The following is a 17,419-nucleotide window of genomic DNA, read 5'->3' on the forward strand; positions in this document are numbered from 1 at the left end:
GACCTAGTTGGGTGCCGGGGTGCGGAGGACCAGGAATTGGTAGTGCTGGACCCAGTTGCCCGCGCCCGGCCCGGACTCCACGCCCACACCCTCAGGCCACGTTTGGAAATGCTCAACCGCGCCATGCCCGCCGAAAACCCTGAGCACGGTGTCATCACTGCGGCGGCTGAAGAACCGCCGCGGTTCCTCAAGGTCCTCCGGGTTGAGGACCTCGCAATCCTCACCTGACCAGAGTCCGACGGCGATTGGCGCACCAGGTGCGGTGACCCGCACAAGTTCGCTGACGACGTCGTGAATTCCGCTGTTGGGGACATGCAGAAGCGTGCTCATGGTCCACGCAGCTGAAAAGACAGCATCCGCGAAGGGCAGGCTGAGGCCGCTGGCAACCGTAGCCTCCAACCCGGCCGAGCGCGCCAGGTGGACGCTCTCAGAAGACAAGTCCACCCCGGTGTAGTGCAATCCGGCGCGGACAAACTCCAAGCCCTCAACACCCGTGCCGCACCCGAGTTCGAACAAGGAATGACGGTGTTCAGATTTCAGGAGCCGGACGAACCATTCTCTGCACTCGACGCGGTGTGGCGTGAGCGCGCGGGTGTTCCGGACAGGCGCCTGACGGTCGTAGTAGACTGCCAAATCAGCCTCGTGCTCGGCGTGAGGAATGCCCCGCATACCCTCAGCATAGGAGCGGCGTCAGTTGAATACCACGGTCCGGGTGCCGTCGAGGAGCACCCGGTGTTCGGCATGCCACTGGACCGCCTGGGCCAGCGTGCGGCCTTCGACGTCGCGGCCCATCTGGACGAACTGGGCAGCCGTGCGTGCGTGGTCGACGCGGATGACTTCCTGCTCGATGATCGGGCCCTCGTCGAGGTCGGCCGTCACGTAGTGGGCGGTAGCGCCGATGATCTTGACTCCGCGCGCGTGGGCCTGGTGGTACGGCTTGGCGCCCTTGAAGGAGGGCAGGAACGAATGGTGGATGTTGATGGCCTTGCCGTTCAACTCCGTGCAGAGATCGTTGGAGAGGACCTGCATGTAGCGGGCAAGTACGGTCAGTTCAACATCGTGTTCGGCAATGAGCTTCAGCAGCTGCGCCTCGGCCCGGGGCTTGGTTTCCGGCGTCACGGGGATGTGGTGGAACGGGATGCCGTAGAACTCCGCCAACGACTCAAGGTCCCGGTGGTTGGACACGATGGCCGGCACGTCGATGGGCAGGGTGCCGGTGCGCTGCTGGAACAGGAGGTCGTTCAGGCAGTGCGCGTCCTTGGAGCACAGGATGATGGTGCGGACCTTTTCGCCAACAGGATTGATCTGCCAGGTCATGCCGAACGATTCGGCTACCGGACGCAGCGCGGCCGCCAGTTCGTCCTGGGAGGACGACGTCGATGCCTCCACGCGCATGAAAAAGTTGCCTGTGCTGGGGCTTCCGTACTGCTGGGAATCGGCGATATTGCAGCCGGCCGAAAGCAGGGCTCCGGCTACCGCGTGGACGATGCCGGGGCGGTCGGGGCAGGAAAGTGTTACTACGAAAGCGGTGGATTCAGTCACACGATCAAGCCTACCTGTGCCGCGTTGTTGTACTGTTAATGGGTCGCAACTGGCGTTGGGTGGACTACCACCAGGGAGCGGCAATCATGAAGACCACGGATCGTACGCCTGGGCCGAGGGTCATGTCTTACCGCTGTACGCACGTGACCGATCCCTCCGTCAAAAAGGGGACGCGGGAATGCTGCTGCCGGTAGCCTGACCTGTAGCACCACCCGTTGCCTAGCCAGGAGATTTCCGTGACTACCACAACCACTTCCGCGTCTGTCAGCAACCAGTCGCTTGCCGATCTCGATCCCGAGATCGCAGCAGTCCTTAACCAGGAACTTGGCCGCCAGCGCGGCACCCTGGAAATGATTGCGTCCGAAAACTTCGCCCCCCGCGCCGTCATGGAAGCCCAGGGCTCCGTCCTGACCAACAAGTACGCCGAGGGCTACCCGGGCCGCCGCTACTACGGCGGTTGTGAATACGTCGACGTCGCCGAACAGCTTGCGATCGACCGCGTCAAGGAACTCTTCGGTGCTGAGTTCGCCAACGTCCAGCCGCACTCCGGTGCGCAGGCCAACGCTGCCGCTCTCTCCGCCATGATCACTCCCGGCGACAAGATCCTGGGCCTGTCCCTGGCACACGGTGGGCACCTGACCCACGGCATGAAGCTGAACTTCTCCGGCAAGCTCTACAACGTAGCTGCTTACCAGGTTGAAGAAGACAACTTCCGCATTGACATGGACAAGCTGCGCGAGCAGGCCATCGCCGAGAAGCCGCAGGTCATCATCGCCGGTTGGTCCGCTTACCCGCGCCACCTCGACTTCGCTGCCTTCCGCTCCATCGCCGACGAGGTTGGCGCGCTTCTCTGGACGGACATGGCGCACTTCGCCGGTCTGGTTGCAGCCGGCCTGCACCCGAGCCCGGTCCCGTACTCCGACGTCGTCACCTCCACGGTCCACAAGACCCTGGCCGGCCCCCGTTCCGGCGTGATCCTTGGCAAGCAGGAGTGGGCCAAGAAGCTCAACTCCAGCGTTTTCCCGGGCCAGCAGGGTGGACCGCTCATGCACGTCATCGCCGCCAAGGCCGTTGCCTTCAAGATTGCCGGCGGTGAAGAGTTCAAGGAGCGCCAGGAGCGCGTCCTCGAAGGTGCCAAGATCATCGCTGACCGCCTCAACCAGCCCGATGTCGCCGAAGCAGGCGTCTCGGTCCTCACCGGCGGCACCGACGTTCACCTGGTCCTGGTTGACCTCCGGAACTCGCAGCTGGACGGCCAGCAGGCCGAAGACCTCCTGCACTCCGTGGGCATCACCGTGAACCGCAACTCTGTTCCGTTCGATCCCCGCCCGCCGATGGTCACCTCCGGCCTCCGCATTGGTACGCCTGCCCTGGCTACCCGCGGATTCGGTGCCACCGAGTTCACCGAGGTTGCCGAGATCATCGCCACCACGCTCAAGGCCGGTTCCTCGGCAGACGTCGAGTCGCTGCAGTCCCGCGTCGACAAACTCGCAGCCGACTTCCCGCTGTACCCGCAGCACGAGCAGTGGTAAATCCGCGTTTCCGCGGCTAAGCAACGCATCACCCGGGCACTGATCCGGAGCCCACGGGATCCGCCGCCACACCAACGGCGGCGGGTCCCGTTGGCATGAGCCAATAGGTCACCCACCAGAAAGAGCAGATGGAATGACACAGTCCACCGCACAGATCCTTGACGGCAAGGCCACCGCCGCAGCCATCAAGGCAGAACTGACCACCCGCGTTTCCGTTCTCGCCGCCAAGGGAATCGTCCCCGGCCTGGGCACCATCCTGGTGGGTTCCGACCCCGGCAGCACCTGGTACGTGGGAGGCAAGCACAAGGATTGCGCCGAGGTGGGCATCCAGTCCATCCGCCGCGACCTCCCCGAAGACATCTCCCAGGAAGACCTCCTGGAGGTTGTTCGTGAGCTCAACGACAACCCGGAGTGCACCGGTTACATTGTCCAGTTGCCGCTGCCCAAGCACATTGACCAGGACGTCATCCTGGAAGCCATGGACCCTGACAAGGACGCCGATGGCCTGCACCCGATGAACCTTGGCCGCCTGGTGGCCAACGTCAACGGTGCGATGAAGTCCCCGCTTCCCTGCACGCCCAAGGGCTGCGTGGAGCTGCTTCGCCGCCACAACATTGAACTCAAGGGCAAGCGTGTCCTGGTGGTTGGCCGCGGCGTCACCATCGGCCGCCCCATCGGTCTCCTGCTGACCCGCAAGGAAGTCAACGCCACGGTCATCCTGGCCCACACCGGAACGGTGGACCTGCCCGCAGAACTCAAGCAGGCCGACGTCGTGATCGCCGCTGCCGGCGTGCCGCACATGATCAAGGCTGAAGACCTTAAGCCGGGTGCAATAGTGCTCGACGTCGGTGTCAGCCGCGTGGACGACGGCAACGGCAAGGCTGTTGTCACCGGAGACGTGGACCCGGCAGCTGCCGACGTCGCCGCCTGGCTGTCCCCGAACCCGGGCGGCGTAGGTCCGATGACCCGTGCCATGCTGCTCGCGAACGTCGTGGAGAGTGCTGAGCGCCAGGCGGGCATCGCCTAAGTTCCCAAGCCTGAAACGAGAGGGCTCTTGCAACAATATGTGCAAGAGCCCTTTCACATGTCCGTGGGCGCTACTAGTCTGCTGAGGGTGCACAATGAAGCAACCCGCTCTCCGACACCGTCACCAACACCGTCAGAATCCTCGCAATCCAGCGTCGACATGAACCGACCAACCGTCATCAGCGCCCGGAACCTCACCAAGACCTATGGTGAGCTCACCGCCGTGGACAACATCTCCTTTGACGTACCTGCGGGGGAGTCCTTCGGGCTGCTGGGCCCCAACGGTGCCGGCAAGTCCACCACCATGAAAATGATCGGTGGAGTCTCCCAGCGCACGTCCGGTTCGTTGACCATCATGGGGCTGGATCCTGAATCCCATGGTCCCGAAGTCAGGGCACACCTTGGAGTGGTTCCGCAGCAGGACAACCTCGACGAAGAGCTCAAGGTCCGTGAAAACCTGATCGTCTACGGGCGCTACTTCGGCCTGCCCCTGAGCTACTTGCGGCCGAAAGCCGACGAACTGCTGGAATTCGCGCAGCTGACGGACAAGGCCAATTCGAAGGTCGACGCACTCTCCGGCGGCATGAAGCGGCGCCTCACCATCGCCCGCTCGCTCATCAACGAGCCACGGATCCTCCTCCTGGACGAGCCCACCACGGGCCTCGATCCGCAGGCCCGCCACATCCTGTGGGACCGGCTGTTCCGGCTCAAGGAAAATGGCGTCACCCTGATCCTCACCACGCACTATATGGACGAGGCCGAGCAACTCTGCGATCGCCTGATCGTGGTGGACAAAGGCCGGATCATGGCGGAGGGTTCGCCGGCCACCCTGATCCGCGAGCACTCGTCGCGCGAAGTACTCGAGCTCCGGTTCGGATCCGAGCGGAACGCGACCATCGGCGTCGAAATTCAAGGCATCGGTGAGCGGCTCGAAACGCTGCCCGACCGCGTACTCATTTACGCGCACGACGGCGAGGCCGCGCTGGAGCAGGTCACCGCGCGCGGGCTGCGGCCGATGACCTCGCTGGTCCGCCGTTCGTCGCTGGAGGACGTGTTCCTGCGGCTGACCGGCAGGAGCCTCGTTGACTAGGGGACCGTCGACTGGCGGAACCGCCAAACCACTCACGACGGCGGAGCGTCCGCTGCGGGCACACTCGCCTGAGGTTTCGGCTGCGAGGGCGCGGCGATGGGGTTCCTTCTTCTACGCCGAGCAGGTCCTCCGCGTCATGCGGAACTACGGCTGGTCCGTGGTGCTCTACAGCGTGGGGCAGCCGGTGGCGTATCTCTTCGCCATGGGAGTTGGGCTCGCCAGCCTGGTGGACGCCAACAGCGAGTCGGCATTCGGCGGCGTCAGCTACTTGGAATTTGTGGCTCCGGCGTTGTTGGTTTCGGCGGCAGTGATGACGGCGTCGGGGGAGTTTTCCTATCCCGTCATGGACGGCTTCAAATGGCGCCGCGTGTTCTATGGCCCGCACGCCTCGCCGCTGATTCCCGAGCAAATTGCCAGTGGCCACATCATGGCCAGCACCCTGAGGTTCCTCCTGCAATCGGTGGTGTACTTCGTGGTGGTGGCACTTTTCGGCGCTTCGCCGAGTCCGTGGGGCTGGGTATCTTCGCTCGTGGCCACCGTGGCGGCGCTGTCCTTCGGCCTGCCGCTGATGGCATATGCGGCCAGCATCAAACAGGACAAGGGGCAGTTTGCGCTGGTGCAACGCTTTATTGTGATGCCGCTCTTCCTGTTCTCGGGGACGTTCTTCCCGCTGGATTCCCTGCCGATCGCCGTCCGTTGGATCGGGTGGATTTCACCGGTGTGGCACGGGACTGAGCTGGGCCGGGTCTTCACCTACGGGATGGATCAAGATCCGTTGCTGACCATCATCCACGTGGTGTTCCTGCTGGTGACCGCGGCCGTAGGGTGGCTGCTTGTCCGGCGCCAGTTCGTGAAAAGGATGGGCTCATGAATGTCTTGACGGGTGGCCACAGCGCCACGGATCGTGCCCGTGAGCGGAAGTTCGGTTCCCTGTACTCCCGCAACGCCAAGGCAGTGGTGGGCCGCGGATTGATGGCGGCCAAGTCCAGCACCTGGCTGGTCATGGTGTCAGGATTCTTTGAGCCGGTGTTGTTCCTGTTGGCCATGGGAGTGGGCATGGGTTCGATCGTGGGCACGGTCCAAGGCCCAGGCGGCGAGGAGATCAGTTACGCGGCCTACATTGCCCCGGCGCTGCTGGCCGTTTCGGCCATGAACGGCGCCATTTACGACTCCACGTGGAACGTCTTCTTCAAGATGAACTTCGCCAAGCTGTACCAGGGGATGCTTTACACGTCCCTGGGGCCATTGGATGTAGCAATCGGCGAGATCTTCCTGGCCCTTCTGCGCGGGCTTCTGTACGCCACTGGATTTACCGCCGTCATGGGCGTCATGGGTTTGCTCACCAGTTGGTGGGCCATCCTGGTCATTCCCGCCTCGGTACTGATCGCTTTCGGCTTCGCGAGCTTCGGGATGGGCATCACCAGCTTCATGAAGACCTTCCAGCAGATGGACTGGATCAACTTCTTCCTGCTGCCCATGTTCCTGTTCAGCGCCACGTTCTACCCGCTCAGCGTCTACCCGCAGGTGATCCAGTGGTTCATCCAGGCCATGCCACTGTGGCACGGCGTGGAGCTGCTGCGGCAAATCAGTGTGGGCTCGTTCAGTCCGGCTACCGCCATCCATGTGGGCTACTACGTGGTGATGATTGCGCTCGGCATCATGCTGACTACCGGAAGGCTGCGCCGGCTGTTCCTCAAGTGATGGAGTTTTTGTACAGCTAATGCCCCGAAAACGGCGTCTTGGGGGCATTAGCTGTACAAAAACCCGGGGCTTGGGGGCCGGTGTTCGCCGTCCGTGGAAGCGGGCGCAGGCACCTTCGTGGATTTGAGAGAATGGGTCCATGCAATCTCTCGGTGACCCGCACCCGTCCACGTCCCCCGCCGGCAAAGGCATGTTCAAGGGCTTCCGCATTGGCGGCCTGGGGATGACCGTCGTCATCATCGCGTTCCTGGTGGCCGTCATTTTCGCGGCAAACCAGAACGATGTTGTGGGTTGGGTCGTCGCAGTAGTGGCCTTCGGCTGGCTGGCTCTGGCCGCTTTCGTGGTGTTGAGCATCCGCAAGGCCGCGCAGCGGGCCGGCGCAAAGCTGACCGAAGCGCAGAATGCCTTCAACGCCGCAGCCGGCCGCGCGCCGTCGTCGTCCGCTGCCGACAGTGGCGGCACGCGCGTCGTAGCCGAACGCAGCAAGTCAGATGAGGTTCGCGACCTCAAACTGGACCACTCCTTCAAGATCGTCCAGGTACAGGTCCGTGTTGTGGATGAAGAGCGGGCCAAGGGCGGTGCCGCCGATCAGGACACCATCAACCGCGCACTGGAAACCATCGCCATTACGGCCACCAATGCGCGCGACATGATCAAGTCTTCCGGCGGCTCGGACGAGCCCGTAGCCGGCACCATCATCGACTAGAGTGGACCGGGTGAGTACGGCATTGAAGAAGGACTTCCTTCGCATCGCGTCAGTTAACGTCAACGGCCTGAGGGCTGCCTACAAGAACGGCATGGCGGAATGGCTGGAGCCCCGCGACGTTGACATTCTCTGCCTGCAGGAAGTCCGCGCACCTGATGACATCGTCAGGAAGCTGATCGGCGAAGGCTGGCACATCCTCCACACCGAAGCTGAAGCCAAGGGCCGTGCCGGTGTCGCCATCGCTTCCCGCGAGGAGCCTACGGCTACCCGCGTCGGTATTGGCGACGACTACTTCGACACCTCGGGGCGCTGGGTCGAAGCCGACTACACCGTCAAAAACGGTGCCGGCGAATCCACCACTCTCACCGTCGTCAGCGCCTACGTGCACTCCGGAGAAGTGGGAACACCCAAGCAAGATGACAAGTTCCGCTTCCTGGACGCCATGACTGTGCGCCTGCCTGAGCTCGCCAAGCACAGCGACCACGCTTTGGTGGTGGGCGACCTCAACGTCGGACACACAGAGTTGGACATCAAAAACTGGAAGGGCAACGTCAAGCGTGCCGGCTTCCTCCCGGAGGAGCGGGCGTACTTTGACCGCTTCCTCGGCGAAGAAATCGGATGGAGGGATGTCCACAGGGGCCTGGCAGGTAATGTCGCCGGCCCCTACACCTGGTGGTCCCAGCGCGGTAAAGCCTTTGACACTGACACAGGCTGGCGCATCGACTACCACCTGGCCACACCGGGCCTCGCAGCAGCTGCTTTCTCCGCTGTCGTGGACCGGGCGCCTTCGTGGGACACCCGCTTCTCCGACCACGCACCGCTGGTAGTCGACTACCGGCTCTAAGCTTCCTAAGGTATTCCTCCATGACTAGTTCCACCACGACTGAAACCGGCACTGCAGCGGTACCGCAGACCACCACATCCACCAAGCTTGCCGTTGGCGCGAAGCACCGCGTCTTGTCCGGCATGCAGCCCTCCGCTGACTCCCTGCACCTGGGCAATTACCTCGGCGCCCTGGTCAACTGGGTCCGGATGCAGGACGAGTACGACGCCGTGTACTTCATCCCGGACCTGCACGCCATCACCGTGCCCCAGGACCCGGCCGAGCTCGCCCACCGCACCCGCGTCACCGCTGCGCAGTACATTGCGGGCGGCGTGGACGTGGAGAAGTGCACCCTCTTCGTCCAGTCCCAGGTCCCTGAGCACGCCCAGCTCGCGTGGGTCTTGAACTGCATCACCGGCATGGGCGAAGCCGCCCGCATGACGCAGTTCAAGGACAAGGCACAGAAGCAGGGTTCGGACCACGCCAGCGTTGGCCTGTTCACTTACCCGATCCTGCAAGCCGCCGACATCCTCCTCTACCAGCCGCACGGTGTGCCGGTGGGCGAAGACCAGCGGCAGCACGTGGAGCTCAGCCGGGACCTCGCCAACCGCTTCAACAGCCGGTTCGGGGAGACGTTCCAAGTGCCGGAGGCCTTCATCCAGAAGGAGTCGGCCAAGATCTACGATCTCCAGAACCCCAACGCCAAGATGTCCAAGTCTGCGGAGTCACCGGCCGGCCTGATCAACCTCCTGGATGATCCCAAGACGGTGGCCAAGCGCATCAAGTCGGCCGTCACGGACACTGAAACCGAGATCCGCTACGACCGCGAGAATAAGCCGGGTGTATCAAACCTGCTGACCATCTACTCGGCCATCAGCGGCACACCGGTAGAGAAGATCGTGGCTGACTACCAAGGCAAGATGTACGGGCACCTCAAGGTTGACCTCGCGGAACTCGTCTCCGGGCACCTGGCACCTATTCGGGAGCGCGCCAATGAGCTCCTTGCCGATCCCGCTGAACTGGACCGCCTCCTGGCCCTCGGCGCGGACAAGGCACGCGACATTGCTTCAGCCACTCTCGCGGACGTCTATTCCAAGGTCGGTTTCCTGCCCTACCGCGGAGATGCCCACCGCGACCTGGGAGTCCGCTAACTCCATGTGCTCCGCTGGCCAGCTCAACGTCAAGACCGACACCCGCAAGGGTGTCGGTCCGGACGACTCTCGCCAGACGGGTGTGACCGGCACCGACTGCGGCGACGGGGACACCATGTGTGTTGGTGTCATCCTCGGCTTTCCGCCGGAGATCGCCCGCGAACTGCAGGAATGGCGGGCTTCTTTCGGTGACCCCATGGCCGAGGTCATTCCCGCCCACATCACGCTGATTACCACCACACCTACCCAGGACTGGGCCGCTACGCGCGAGCATGTGCGGGAAGTGGCCCGGACCCAGGAACCCTTCCACATCACCATTTCCGGAACAGGTTCTTTCCGGCCGGTCTCACCCGTGGTGTTCGTCAACGTGGAAGAAGGCTTTGAAGAGTGCGTGCAGTTGCACGAGAAACTCCAAACCGGGCCCCTCGAACGATTGCTGCCCTTCCCGTACCATCCTCACGTCACCGTGGCGCACGATGTAGCCCAGGAAAATCTGGATGAGGCCGAAACGGTCCTCAGAGATTACCGGGCGACCTTCCCTGTGGTTAGCATGGGACTTTACGAGCACGACACCAATGGAATATGGCAGCTACGGGAAGAGCTCGACTTTGGCGGCGATACTGACGAAGAACAGCAAGCGGATTCACGCCACGCAGGCGGACGCTCCTCCGCTGCCAACTGAGCTGGCCAAGCTCAAACTTGAGATGCTTCGCAAGAGGCAGGACTGGGGCCAGTCCAAGCGCGCCGGTGATGGCCTGCCGAAGAAGGCCGGGGCATTCTTTGCCCTTTTCATGGCAAGGCTGAACACCAACCGTGCCTTGCGTTCCTTCCAGCACTACACACGCCAGCATGGGCCTCTGTTGAGTGCGGGTATTGGCTTCAACATGTTCTTCTCCGTGACGGGTCTGCTGACCACCGGCTTCGCGATCGCCGGCATCGTCTTGGGCGGCAACCCGGTACTTGAAGACGCTGTCATCGGCAGTGTGGCGTCCGCGGCGCCTGGCCTCCTGCAGGTCAATGGCGGTGAAGGGCTGGTGGATCCGCAAACACTGCTGAACCCGTCCGGCCTCGGCTGGACCGCCCTCATCGCCGCTGCCGTGACCGTCTTCACGTCCCTCGGGTGGATTGCCAGCGTCAGGGAGGGCCTGCGCGGCGTCATGAACGCTGACCCTCTCCTCCGCAACGGACTCCTGCAAAAACTGATCGACGCCGGCACCCTGTTGCTCCTCGGAGTCATTCTGGTGGTCAGTGCCGGGGCCTCCCTGATTTTTGGAACAGCTGCTGACTGGATCTTCGAGCTGCTGAAACTGGACGAGGCAGTGGCCTCGCCCATCGCCGCCACCGTCAAGATCGTGGTTCCGCTCCTCCTGAACTGCGCGACGGCGGCGGTACTGTTCCATATTGCAGGTGGCCTCAAGCTGGGGCGCCGCGCGTTCTTGGAAGGCGTGGTGCTCGCGGGCGTTGGTACCACGGTCCTGCAATTCTTCAGTACCGAACTTCTGGCCCGGTCCGGCAACAACCCCGTCCTGGCATCGTTTGCCATCATCATCGGCCTGCTGATCTGGTTCAACCTGGTGAGCCAGGTGTACCTCGTCTCGGCGTCGTGGTCGGCCATTCGCGAGGCCGATACTGAGTCGGGGGAGACCCCGCGCAAGAAGGTCCTTGGGTCGCGCCGTGTAGCGCCCCGCACCTGAGATTCTCTTCCCGGGAGACGCCATGAACAACCCACTATGGATCGGCTGCCTCCTTGGGGCTGCTGTTGGCCTGATCGTCGGCCAGTTGATCTTCAAGTCCCCTTTCCTGGGCATCCTCATCGGGGTAGGGCTTGGGGCTCTTGTCGGGGCTGCCGTGGGACCTCGAAAGAGCTGATTCGCCCGGGCGCCGGCCTCGGTTATGCGCGACCACGGAGATGCTCATTCATCGGATGTAAGCGCTCCCAGCTCTGGATTCACCGAGGATTTCGTCTCATATAGTGAGATATGAATTTAAACATCAGATGTACGCTTTCCCTGACATTCTGCGGAAAACGGTTTCTTGGGCGAGTCTGAATCGTGTCAAAGCTCTTGACGGCCTTGTCATGCGGTGGATGAATGTTGTTGACCCAACCGCCTTGAAAGGATCGACGATGATCTCCCGCAGGGAATTCCATACCTTCAGCGCCGCAGGAACCACTCTGGCCTTCGCCGCCGTCGCAATTGCCCAAACGCCGGCAGTAGCCGCTCATGAGGGTCCCGCCAGCGGCCCTGCGCCGAGCTATGCGGAGAACTCCGCCCAGATCACCGTGGACAACGGGCGAGTCCAGGCTGTGTTCGACAAAGCCAGCAACGCCCGCCTCGTATCCCTGAAGCTTGACGGGCAGGAATTATTGGGCAAGACAGGCCGGGGCCGGTTCGACCAGGTGACCAGCGTCCTTGGTGCCCCAGGCGGCGAATATGCTCCGGGTACGAGCTTTTCCGTGCGTCAGGAGCAGGACTTCGTAGTGGTCTCCGCAGTGCTCAATGCCTCGGAGTCCGGCCCCTACACCCGCCAGTGGAACTTCATCTTCCGCTCCGGCGAGCCGGGCTTCCACTTGGCACCGCGCTTTTCCCACAGCTCCGCACATGCGGGGGTGCACGTAGAGCAGCACCGGTTCGTTGCTTGGGTCGACCCGCAAATCTTCACCCATGCCAGTGTGGAGGAGGACTCCTTCGGGACGCCGTGGCGCTCTGCGGCCGCCCGGATGCCTACCCCTCAGGATCTTCAGGCCGGGCCGATGGTCATGGACGCCACGCATGACCTTGCCGGCACAGGCAGCGCGTACGCGCGCCGGTATTACACCAAGTACGATTGGGCCGTTTCCATGCGGGACCACTCGGTCCATGGCCTGTATGGCAATGGTTACGGGATCTGGTCGGTCACGCCCAACCGTGAATCCTTCAATGGTGGCCCCTTCCGGCAGGACCTCACCCTGCATCAAACGACGGAAGCGCCCGTGCTGCTCGTAGAGCCCCACGCCACACACTTTGGCGCCATGCCCGTAGATACCTACGGTGACTGGGCCAAGACGTACGGTCCGTACTTCGTGCTGCTGACCCAGGGAACGGATCCTGCCCGGATGCGCCGTGAGGCGTTGTCCTACGCCCTCTTCAACAAGCACGCGGCCTTCTACGATCGGGTAGCGCTGGAGGGGTGGGTCCCCAGCACATCCCGGGTCACGGTTACCGGCAAGGTGAAGGTCCCCGGAGAGAAGAGCATGGAGGGCGCCCTGGTCATTCTCTCCGATAACAGGGTGGCTGCCCAGGACACTACCGAAGGCTTTCAGTACTGGGCGGACATGGAACGGAACGGTTCCTTCGCGCTGGCGAATGTTCGGCCTGGCACGTATCGGCTCACGGTCACCAAGCCTGGCGTGTGGGGTGAGTACTTCATGGATGATGTGGTGGTGGATCGCGGGCAGCTCAAGATCAAGAACGTGGAGTGGAAACCGGCTGCCAACGGTAAAACCCTCTGGCAGCTTGGCACTCCTGACAGGACGTCGGCTGAGTACCGCCGCGGCGAAGAATCCCGCCGTTACGATGCCTTCGCTCTCTTCGCGGGCGACTTTCCCGAGGGTGTGCAGTACACGGTGGGGAAGAGCGGGCCGCAGGACTGGGGCTACATCCAGCACCAGGTGCTGGAGGGGAAGCCCCAGGCGCCGTGGTCCCTTTCCTTCGACCTCGCAGCCTTCGATGCGGATAAAGCTGCCGGAAAGGGGCGGAAGGCCACGCTCACGGTGGCCCTCGCCGCCTGGGCCATGGGCTCAGCCATTCCAGTGCCCAATGTGACCACCAATCTCACGATCCGCGTCAACGGGGAGCCGTTCGTCTGGGAGTTCCAGCCCTCGGACGCCAAAGGTGCCACGTACCGCAGCTCCCATGCCGGCCGGAACTTCTGCCGTGAATTCCGGTTTGATGCAGCTCTTCTGAAGAGGGGCAACAACACACTGACGTTCACCATCAACGACGGAGCGGACCCCGTGGCAGTCAACCAGGTTGCCTACGACGCCATCCGGCTCGAGTTGGACTAACAAGCTCCGGAGCGGACCCAGGCCGGGCTCCTTACCGGCCGCGTTGGAGTTGCTGGGAACTTCCCGACGCAGGTGTCCGCTCCGGTCACTTCTTCTGAAACGTATCAATCAAGGCGTCTTCCCAGCGGCGTACCTTCGAAGGGTGCCGTATGTCAACGGAAACAGACCGGAAACCACCAACGTCCCTGACCGAACCAGCCCAACCCGCAGCCCGTCGAAAACCTGCTTGGTGGCAGCGGCTGTGGCGGGACAGGATGCTGCTCGCGTTCGCGCTGCCCGGTATGGTGCTGCTCTTGTTGTTCCACTACGTCGCCCTCTTGGGGAACGTCATCGCCTTCAAGGACTACCAGCCCTTCCTGGGCATCTGGGAGTCGATGTGGACGGGACTGGAGAACTTCGACGTCCTGTTCAACGGAGATCCGGACTTCTTGAATGCCCTCCGCAATACCCTGGTGCTGACGTTCATTCAGACAGTCTTCGTCTTCCCCGTTCCGATCGTCCTCGCCCTGCTGCTCAACAGCTTGCTGTCAGAACGCATCAAGCGGCTGGTCCAGTCGATTCTCTACCTTCCCCACTTCCTCTCGTGGGTGATTGTGGTGGCGATCTTCCAGCAGATGTTCGGCGGGTCGGGGATGGTCAACAACTTCCTCCGGTCAAACGGCTGGGCCGCCGTGGACGTCCTGGGGAACCCGGACACTTTCTTCGCCTTGCTCACCTCCCAGGTGGTCTGGAAGGACACCGGCTGGGGAACCATCCTGTTCCTTGCCGCGCTGTCCCAGATCGATTCCTCGCTCTATGAAGCCACAGCCGTGGACGGGGCAGGTCGCTGGCGCCAACTGTGGCACATCACGCTCCCCGGCCTGCGGGGGATCATCATCCTGCTCCTCATCCTCAAGCTCGGCGACTCCCTCAGCGTGGGCTTCGAACAAATCATCCTCCAGCAGGCCGCAGTAGGAGTCCAAGCGTCCGAAGTGCTGGACACCTACGTCTTTAACAACGGCATCGTCGGCGGCAGTTGGGGTGTGTCCACCGCCGTCGGGTTGGTCAAGGGACTCATCGGCGTGGTCCTGGTGCTGGCCGCCAACAAGATCGCCCACGCCTTCGGAGAGAACGGAGTGTACAAAGCATGACCACCACCCAGGACTCCACGCGAACAGCAAACACCGCGACAAGGGGTGCCACTGCAAAGGCGCCCCCGGCGCGACGGAAACGCAGGACCGTTAACGGTGTCGAACCGCCCGGGCCGGTGATGCGTGCCATCAAAGGCGTGATCCTCACCGCGGCGTGTGCCGCCGTCGTACTTCCTTTCCTTGGCATTTTGTCGACGAGTATCTCCAGTCCCGAACACGTCACGCGCAACGGCGGGTTCGTGATCCTCCCGGACACCGTGAACCTGGGGGCCTACCAGTCCATCCTGTCCGGCGGGGTGGTGACCCAGGCGTTGGCGGTGTCGGGGTTCGTCACCATTGCCGGCACGTTGTTATCGCTCCTGGTGACCAGCCTCCTCGGTTACGCCCTGGCCCGGCCGGGGGCATTCGGAATGAAGACCATGCTGTTGCTGGTGCTCTTCAGCCTGCTGTTCTCGCCGGGCATGATTCCCTCCTACCTGGTGGTCAAGGAAGTGGGCCTCATCGACTCCCTGTGGGCGCTGATCGTCCCGTCCATGGTGAGTGGCTTCAACGTGATCGTGATCCGTGCGTTCTTCAGCCAGATCCCGTCAGAGCTGCTGGAGTCCGCCAGGATCGACGGTGCAGGGGAGTGGCAGATCTTCAGCCGGATTTGCCTGCCGTTGTCCAAAGCCGTGCTTGCCGTTATCGGTCTCTTCTACGCGGTGAGTTACTGGAACGCCTTCTTCAACGCCCTGCTGTATCTCAATGACAGCGCCAAGTGGCCGCTCCAACTGGTGCTGCGAACCTACGTGGTCAACAACGCCCAGCTGGACCAAGGAGACCTGAGCGGGGTCATGGAAAGCATGCCGCCGCAGCCCTCCATCCAAATGGCCATCCTGGTCCTCTCCCTGGTCCCCATCCTCATTGTTTATCCCTTCCTTCAAAAGCACTTCGCCAAGGGCGTCCTCACTGGCGCCGTGAAAGGTTAGAAAAACCATGGCCGTACACGAATACGCTTCACAGAAAGAGTTCAGCCGCAGGAATTTTGGTCGCGGCTCCTTGGGAGTCCTGGCGCTGGCAGCACTGGGTGGACCGCTGCTCGCCGCCTGCACGCCAGGCGCGTCGGGAGGTGCTGGGGGCGCCCAAGCCAAGGGAACCTTGCCGGACTTCATCCGCTACGAAGGGGTGACACCGGACCTCAAGGGCACCGATCTTGGTATCCCTGACGTGTTCTATCGCTACCCTGCGCAGCCGGTGAAGGCGTTGGCCAAGGCACCCGGGGATGGAAAGGCCATCACGTCCATGGTCCAGACGTCCTCACCCATTCCGCCGGGGATGGACAAGAATGCCTACTGGCAGGAACTCAACCGCAGGCTGGGCTCGGAGCTCCAGATATCCATGACTCCCGCCACCGACTATCCCAGCAAGTTCGCCACAGTGGTGGCTGGAGACTCCCTGCCGGACATCTTCCAGGTAGCCCGTGGGGCCAACTCTGTCCCGCAGCTCCTCCAAGCCAAGGCAGCAAACCTCACCAAACACCTCTCCGGCAGTGCCATCAAGGATTACCCGTTCCTGGCCAACATTCCAACGGAGTCGTGGTCAGCTGCGATGTTCGGCGGCGAGATCTTCGCCATCCCCATTCCCCGTGGCGTCCTCCAAAGCACCATCCAATACAGGCGTGAGGACCTGCTTGCGGAGAAGGGCATCACCGCCCAGCCGGCGAGCTTCCAGGAGTACCTTTCCCTCTGCAAAGACCTGAGCAACCCCAAGGGCAACACGTGGGCACTGACCCAGGTACCCATCAACTTCATTGCACAGACCCTCAACGTGCCCAATGGCTGGCGGGAAGAAGGCGGCAAGCTCACCAACAAGGATGAGACGCCGGAAATGAAGGAAGCATTGGAGGCGGGGCGAAAGATGTTTGCCGACGGCGTGGTGAATCCGGATGCCTTCGCCGCCAACGCCGGCCAGTACAAACAGTGGTTCCTGGCGGGGACAGCCTACTTCACGGGAGACGCCTACAGCGCCTGGCCCGCCTACTACCAGCAAGCCGCTGGACAGAAGGGCTTCAAGATCTCAGCCCTGGACGTCCCCGGATTCGATGGCGGCAAGGGTTCCCTGTGGATCGGCTCACCCACCCATAGTGTGGTGGCCTTCAACAAAAATGCCGGGGACAGGCTTGAGACCTTCCTGCAGGTGGCCAACTGGCTGGCCGCTCCCCTTGGCACAGAAGAGTACCTGTTCCGCAAGTACGGAGTGCAGGGCGTCCATTACGCGTTGTCCGGCACTGACCCCGTGCCGCTGGATACCGGCGTGGGGCAAACCCAGCTCGGCCAGCAGTACCTGGCGGACGCACCCACAGTGCTGTACCTCCCTGGCGAGGAAGCTGTGGTCAAAGCCCAGTATGAGCAGATGGGCCGGGTACTGCCCGATGGCACCGCAAGCCCGGTTGAGGGACTGTATTCCGAGACCGAGGTCCGGAAGGGCAGCCAGTTGGAGAAGAAGCTTCGCTCAGTCCGTGACGACATCCTCCAAGGCAGGCAGCCGGTGACAGCCTGGGATGATGCCGTTAAGGAGTGGCGCTCCGGCGGCGGGGACAAGATCCGTTCCGAGTTGGAAGAAGCGCTCGCCGCCAGCAAGGCCTGACAATATCCCCTGATCACACCGCAGGCCCGCTGGTACGTCGTTGGGAAA

At 62.6% G+C, this 17,419-nt stretch carries 17 protein-coding genes and 1 riboswitch; of the genes, 15 read left to right on the top strand and 2 right to left on the bottom strand.

What is annotated here, in order from left to right:
* Positions 1 to 3 precede the first annotated feature (3 nt).
* Positions 4 to 669 carry a class I SAM-dependent methyltransferase gene (locus AB4Y77_RS06135; protein WP_442013305.1) on the bottom strand — a complete coding sequence of 222 codons (666 nt, stop codon included), beginning with the start codon at positions 667 to 669 and terminating at the stop codon, positions 4 to 6.
* Between the two features lie 21 nt (positions 670 to 690).
* Positions 691 to 1,542, bottom strand: coding sequence for a formyltetrahydrofolate deformylase (purU, locus tag AB4Y77_RS06140; RefSeq protein ID WP_442013306.1), 852 nt, complete (start codon positions 1,540 to 1,542; stop codon positions 691 to 693).
* Between the two features lie 35 nt (positions 1,543 to 1,577).
* Positions 1,578 to 1,663, top strand: a riboswitch (ZMP/ZTP riboswitch).
* A 115-nt stretch (positions 1,664 to 1,778) separates the two neighbouring features.
* Between purU and glyA the strand changes: the two genes are divergently transcribed.
* The 15 genes from glyA to AB4Y77_RS06215 all read left to right on the top strand — a co-directional run bounded on the left by glyA (position 1,779) and on the right by AB4Y77_RS06215 (position 17,371).
* Entirely contained in the window at positions 1,779 to 3,074 is a 1,296-nt protein-coding gene (gene glyA / locus AB4Y77_RS06145) for a serine hydroxymethyltransferase (RefSeq protein ID WP_311213093.1), read from the top strand.
* Positions 3,075 to 3,207: 133 nt separating this feature from the next.
* Entirely contained in the window at positions 3,208 to 4,101 is an 894-nt protein-coding gene (locus AB4Y77_RS06150; protein WP_442013307.1) for a bifunctional methylenetetrahydrofolate dehydrogenase/methenyltetrahydrofolate cyclohydrolase, read from the top strand.
* A 159-nt stretch (positions 4,102 to 4,260) separates the two neighbouring features.
* Positions 4,261 to 5,190, top strand: a complete 930-nt coding sequence (locus AB4Y77_RS06155; protein WP_311213095.1) for an ABC transporter ATP-binding protein — start codon at positions 4,261 to 4,263, stop codon at positions 5,188 to 5,190.
* Between the two features lie 52 nt (positions 5,191 to 5,242).
* Complete coding sequence (locus tag AB4Y77_RS06160; RefSeq protein ID WP_311213228.1) at positions 5,243 to 6,061, top strand: ABC transporter permease; 819 nt, start codon at positions 5,243 to 5,245, stop codon at positions 6,059 to 6,061.
* Positions 6,058 to 6,891, top strand: a complete 834-nt coding sequence (locus tag AB4Y77_RS06165) for an ABC transporter permease (RefSeq protein ID WP_311213096.1) — start codon at positions 6,058 to 6,060, stop codon at positions 6,889 to 6,891. The genes AB4Y77_RS06160 and AB4Y77_RS06165 overlap by 4 nt, the downstream gene beginning before the upstream one ends.
* Positions 6,892 to 7,030: 139 nt before the next feature.
* Positions 7,031 to 7,597, top strand: a complete 567-nt coding sequence (locus tag AB4Y77_RS06170; protein WP_207596755.1) for a hypothetical protein — start codon at positions 7,031 to 7,033, stop codon at positions 7,595 to 7,597.
* 10 nt (positions 7,598 to 7,607) lie between these two features.
* Positions 7,608 to 8,441: an exodeoxyribonuclease III gene (locus AB4Y77_RS06175; protein WP_442013308.1), complete on the top strand. Its 834-nt coding sequence runs from the start codon at positions 7,608 to 7,610 to the stop codon at positions 8,439 to 8,441.
* A 20-nt stretch (positions 8,442 to 8,461) separates the two neighbouring features.
* Positions 8,462 to 9,571 carry a tryptophan--tRNA ligase gene (trpS, locus tag AB4Y77_RS06180; protein ID WP_442013309.1) on the top strand — a complete coding sequence of 370 codons (1,110 nt, stop codon included), beginning with the start codon at positions 8,462 to 8,464 and terminating at the stop codon, positions 9,569 to 9,571.
* Between the two features lie 4 nt (positions 9,572 to 9,575).
* On the top strand, positions 9,576 to 10,253 hold the full coding sequence (locus tag AB4Y77_RS06185; RefSeq protein ID WP_311213099.1) for a 2'-5' RNA ligase family protein: 678 nt from the start codon (positions 9,576 to 9,578) through the stop codon (positions 10,251 to 10,253).
* Positions 10,180 to 11,265: a YihY/virulence factor BrkB family protein gene (locus AB4Y77_RS06190; RefSeq protein ID WP_442013310.1), complete on the top strand. Its 1,086-nt coding sequence runs from the start codon at positions 10,180 to 10,182 to the stop codon at positions 11,263 to 11,265. The genes AB4Y77_RS06185 and AB4Y77_RS06190 overlap by 74 nt, the downstream gene beginning before the upstream one ends.
* A gap of 22 nt (positions 11,266 to 11,287) precedes the next feature.
* On the top strand, positions 11,288 to 11,440 hold the full coding sequence (locus tag AB4Y77_RS06195; protein ID WP_311213101.1) for a glycine zipper 2TM domain-containing protein: 153 nt from the start codon (positions 11,288 to 11,290) through the stop codon (positions 11,438 to 11,440).
* A gap of 256 nt (positions 11,441 to 11,696) precedes the next feature.
* On the top strand, positions 11,697 to 13,616 hold the full coding sequence (locus AB4Y77_RS06200) for a polysaccharide lyase family protein (protein ID WP_442013311.1): 1,920 nt from the start codon (positions 11,697 to 11,699) through the stop codon (positions 13,614 to 13,616).
* Between the two features lie 149 nt (positions 13,617 to 13,765).
* Positions 13,766 to 14,746 (top strand): ABC transporter permease, encoded by a 981-nt coding sequence (locus AB4Y77_RS06205; RefSeq protein ID WP_442013312.1) that lies wholly within the window; start codon positions 13,766 to 13,768, stop codon positions 14,744 to 14,746.
* A complete protein-coding gene (locus tag AB4Y77_RS06210; RefSeq protein WP_311213104.1) occupies positions 14,743 to 15,714 on the top strand; it encodes a carbohydrate ABC transporter permease in 972 nt (323 codons plus the stop codon). Before AB4Y77_RS06205 ends, AB4Y77_RS06210 begins: the two co-directional genes overlap by 4 nt.
* Before the next feature lie 7 nt (positions 15,715 to 15,721).
* Positions 15,722 to 17,371, top strand: coding sequence for an extracellular solute-binding protein (locus tag AB4Y77_RS06215; protein ID WP_442013313.1), 1,650 nt, complete (start codon positions 15,722 to 15,724; stop codon positions 17,369 to 17,371).
* Positions 17,372 to 17,419 lie beyond the last annotated feature (48 nt).

The organism is Paenarthrobacter sp. YAF11_1, assembly GCF_052113445.1.
Taxonomy (GTDB): domain Bacteria; phylum Actinomycetota; class Actinomycetes; order Actinomycetales; family Micrococcaceae; genus Arthrobacter.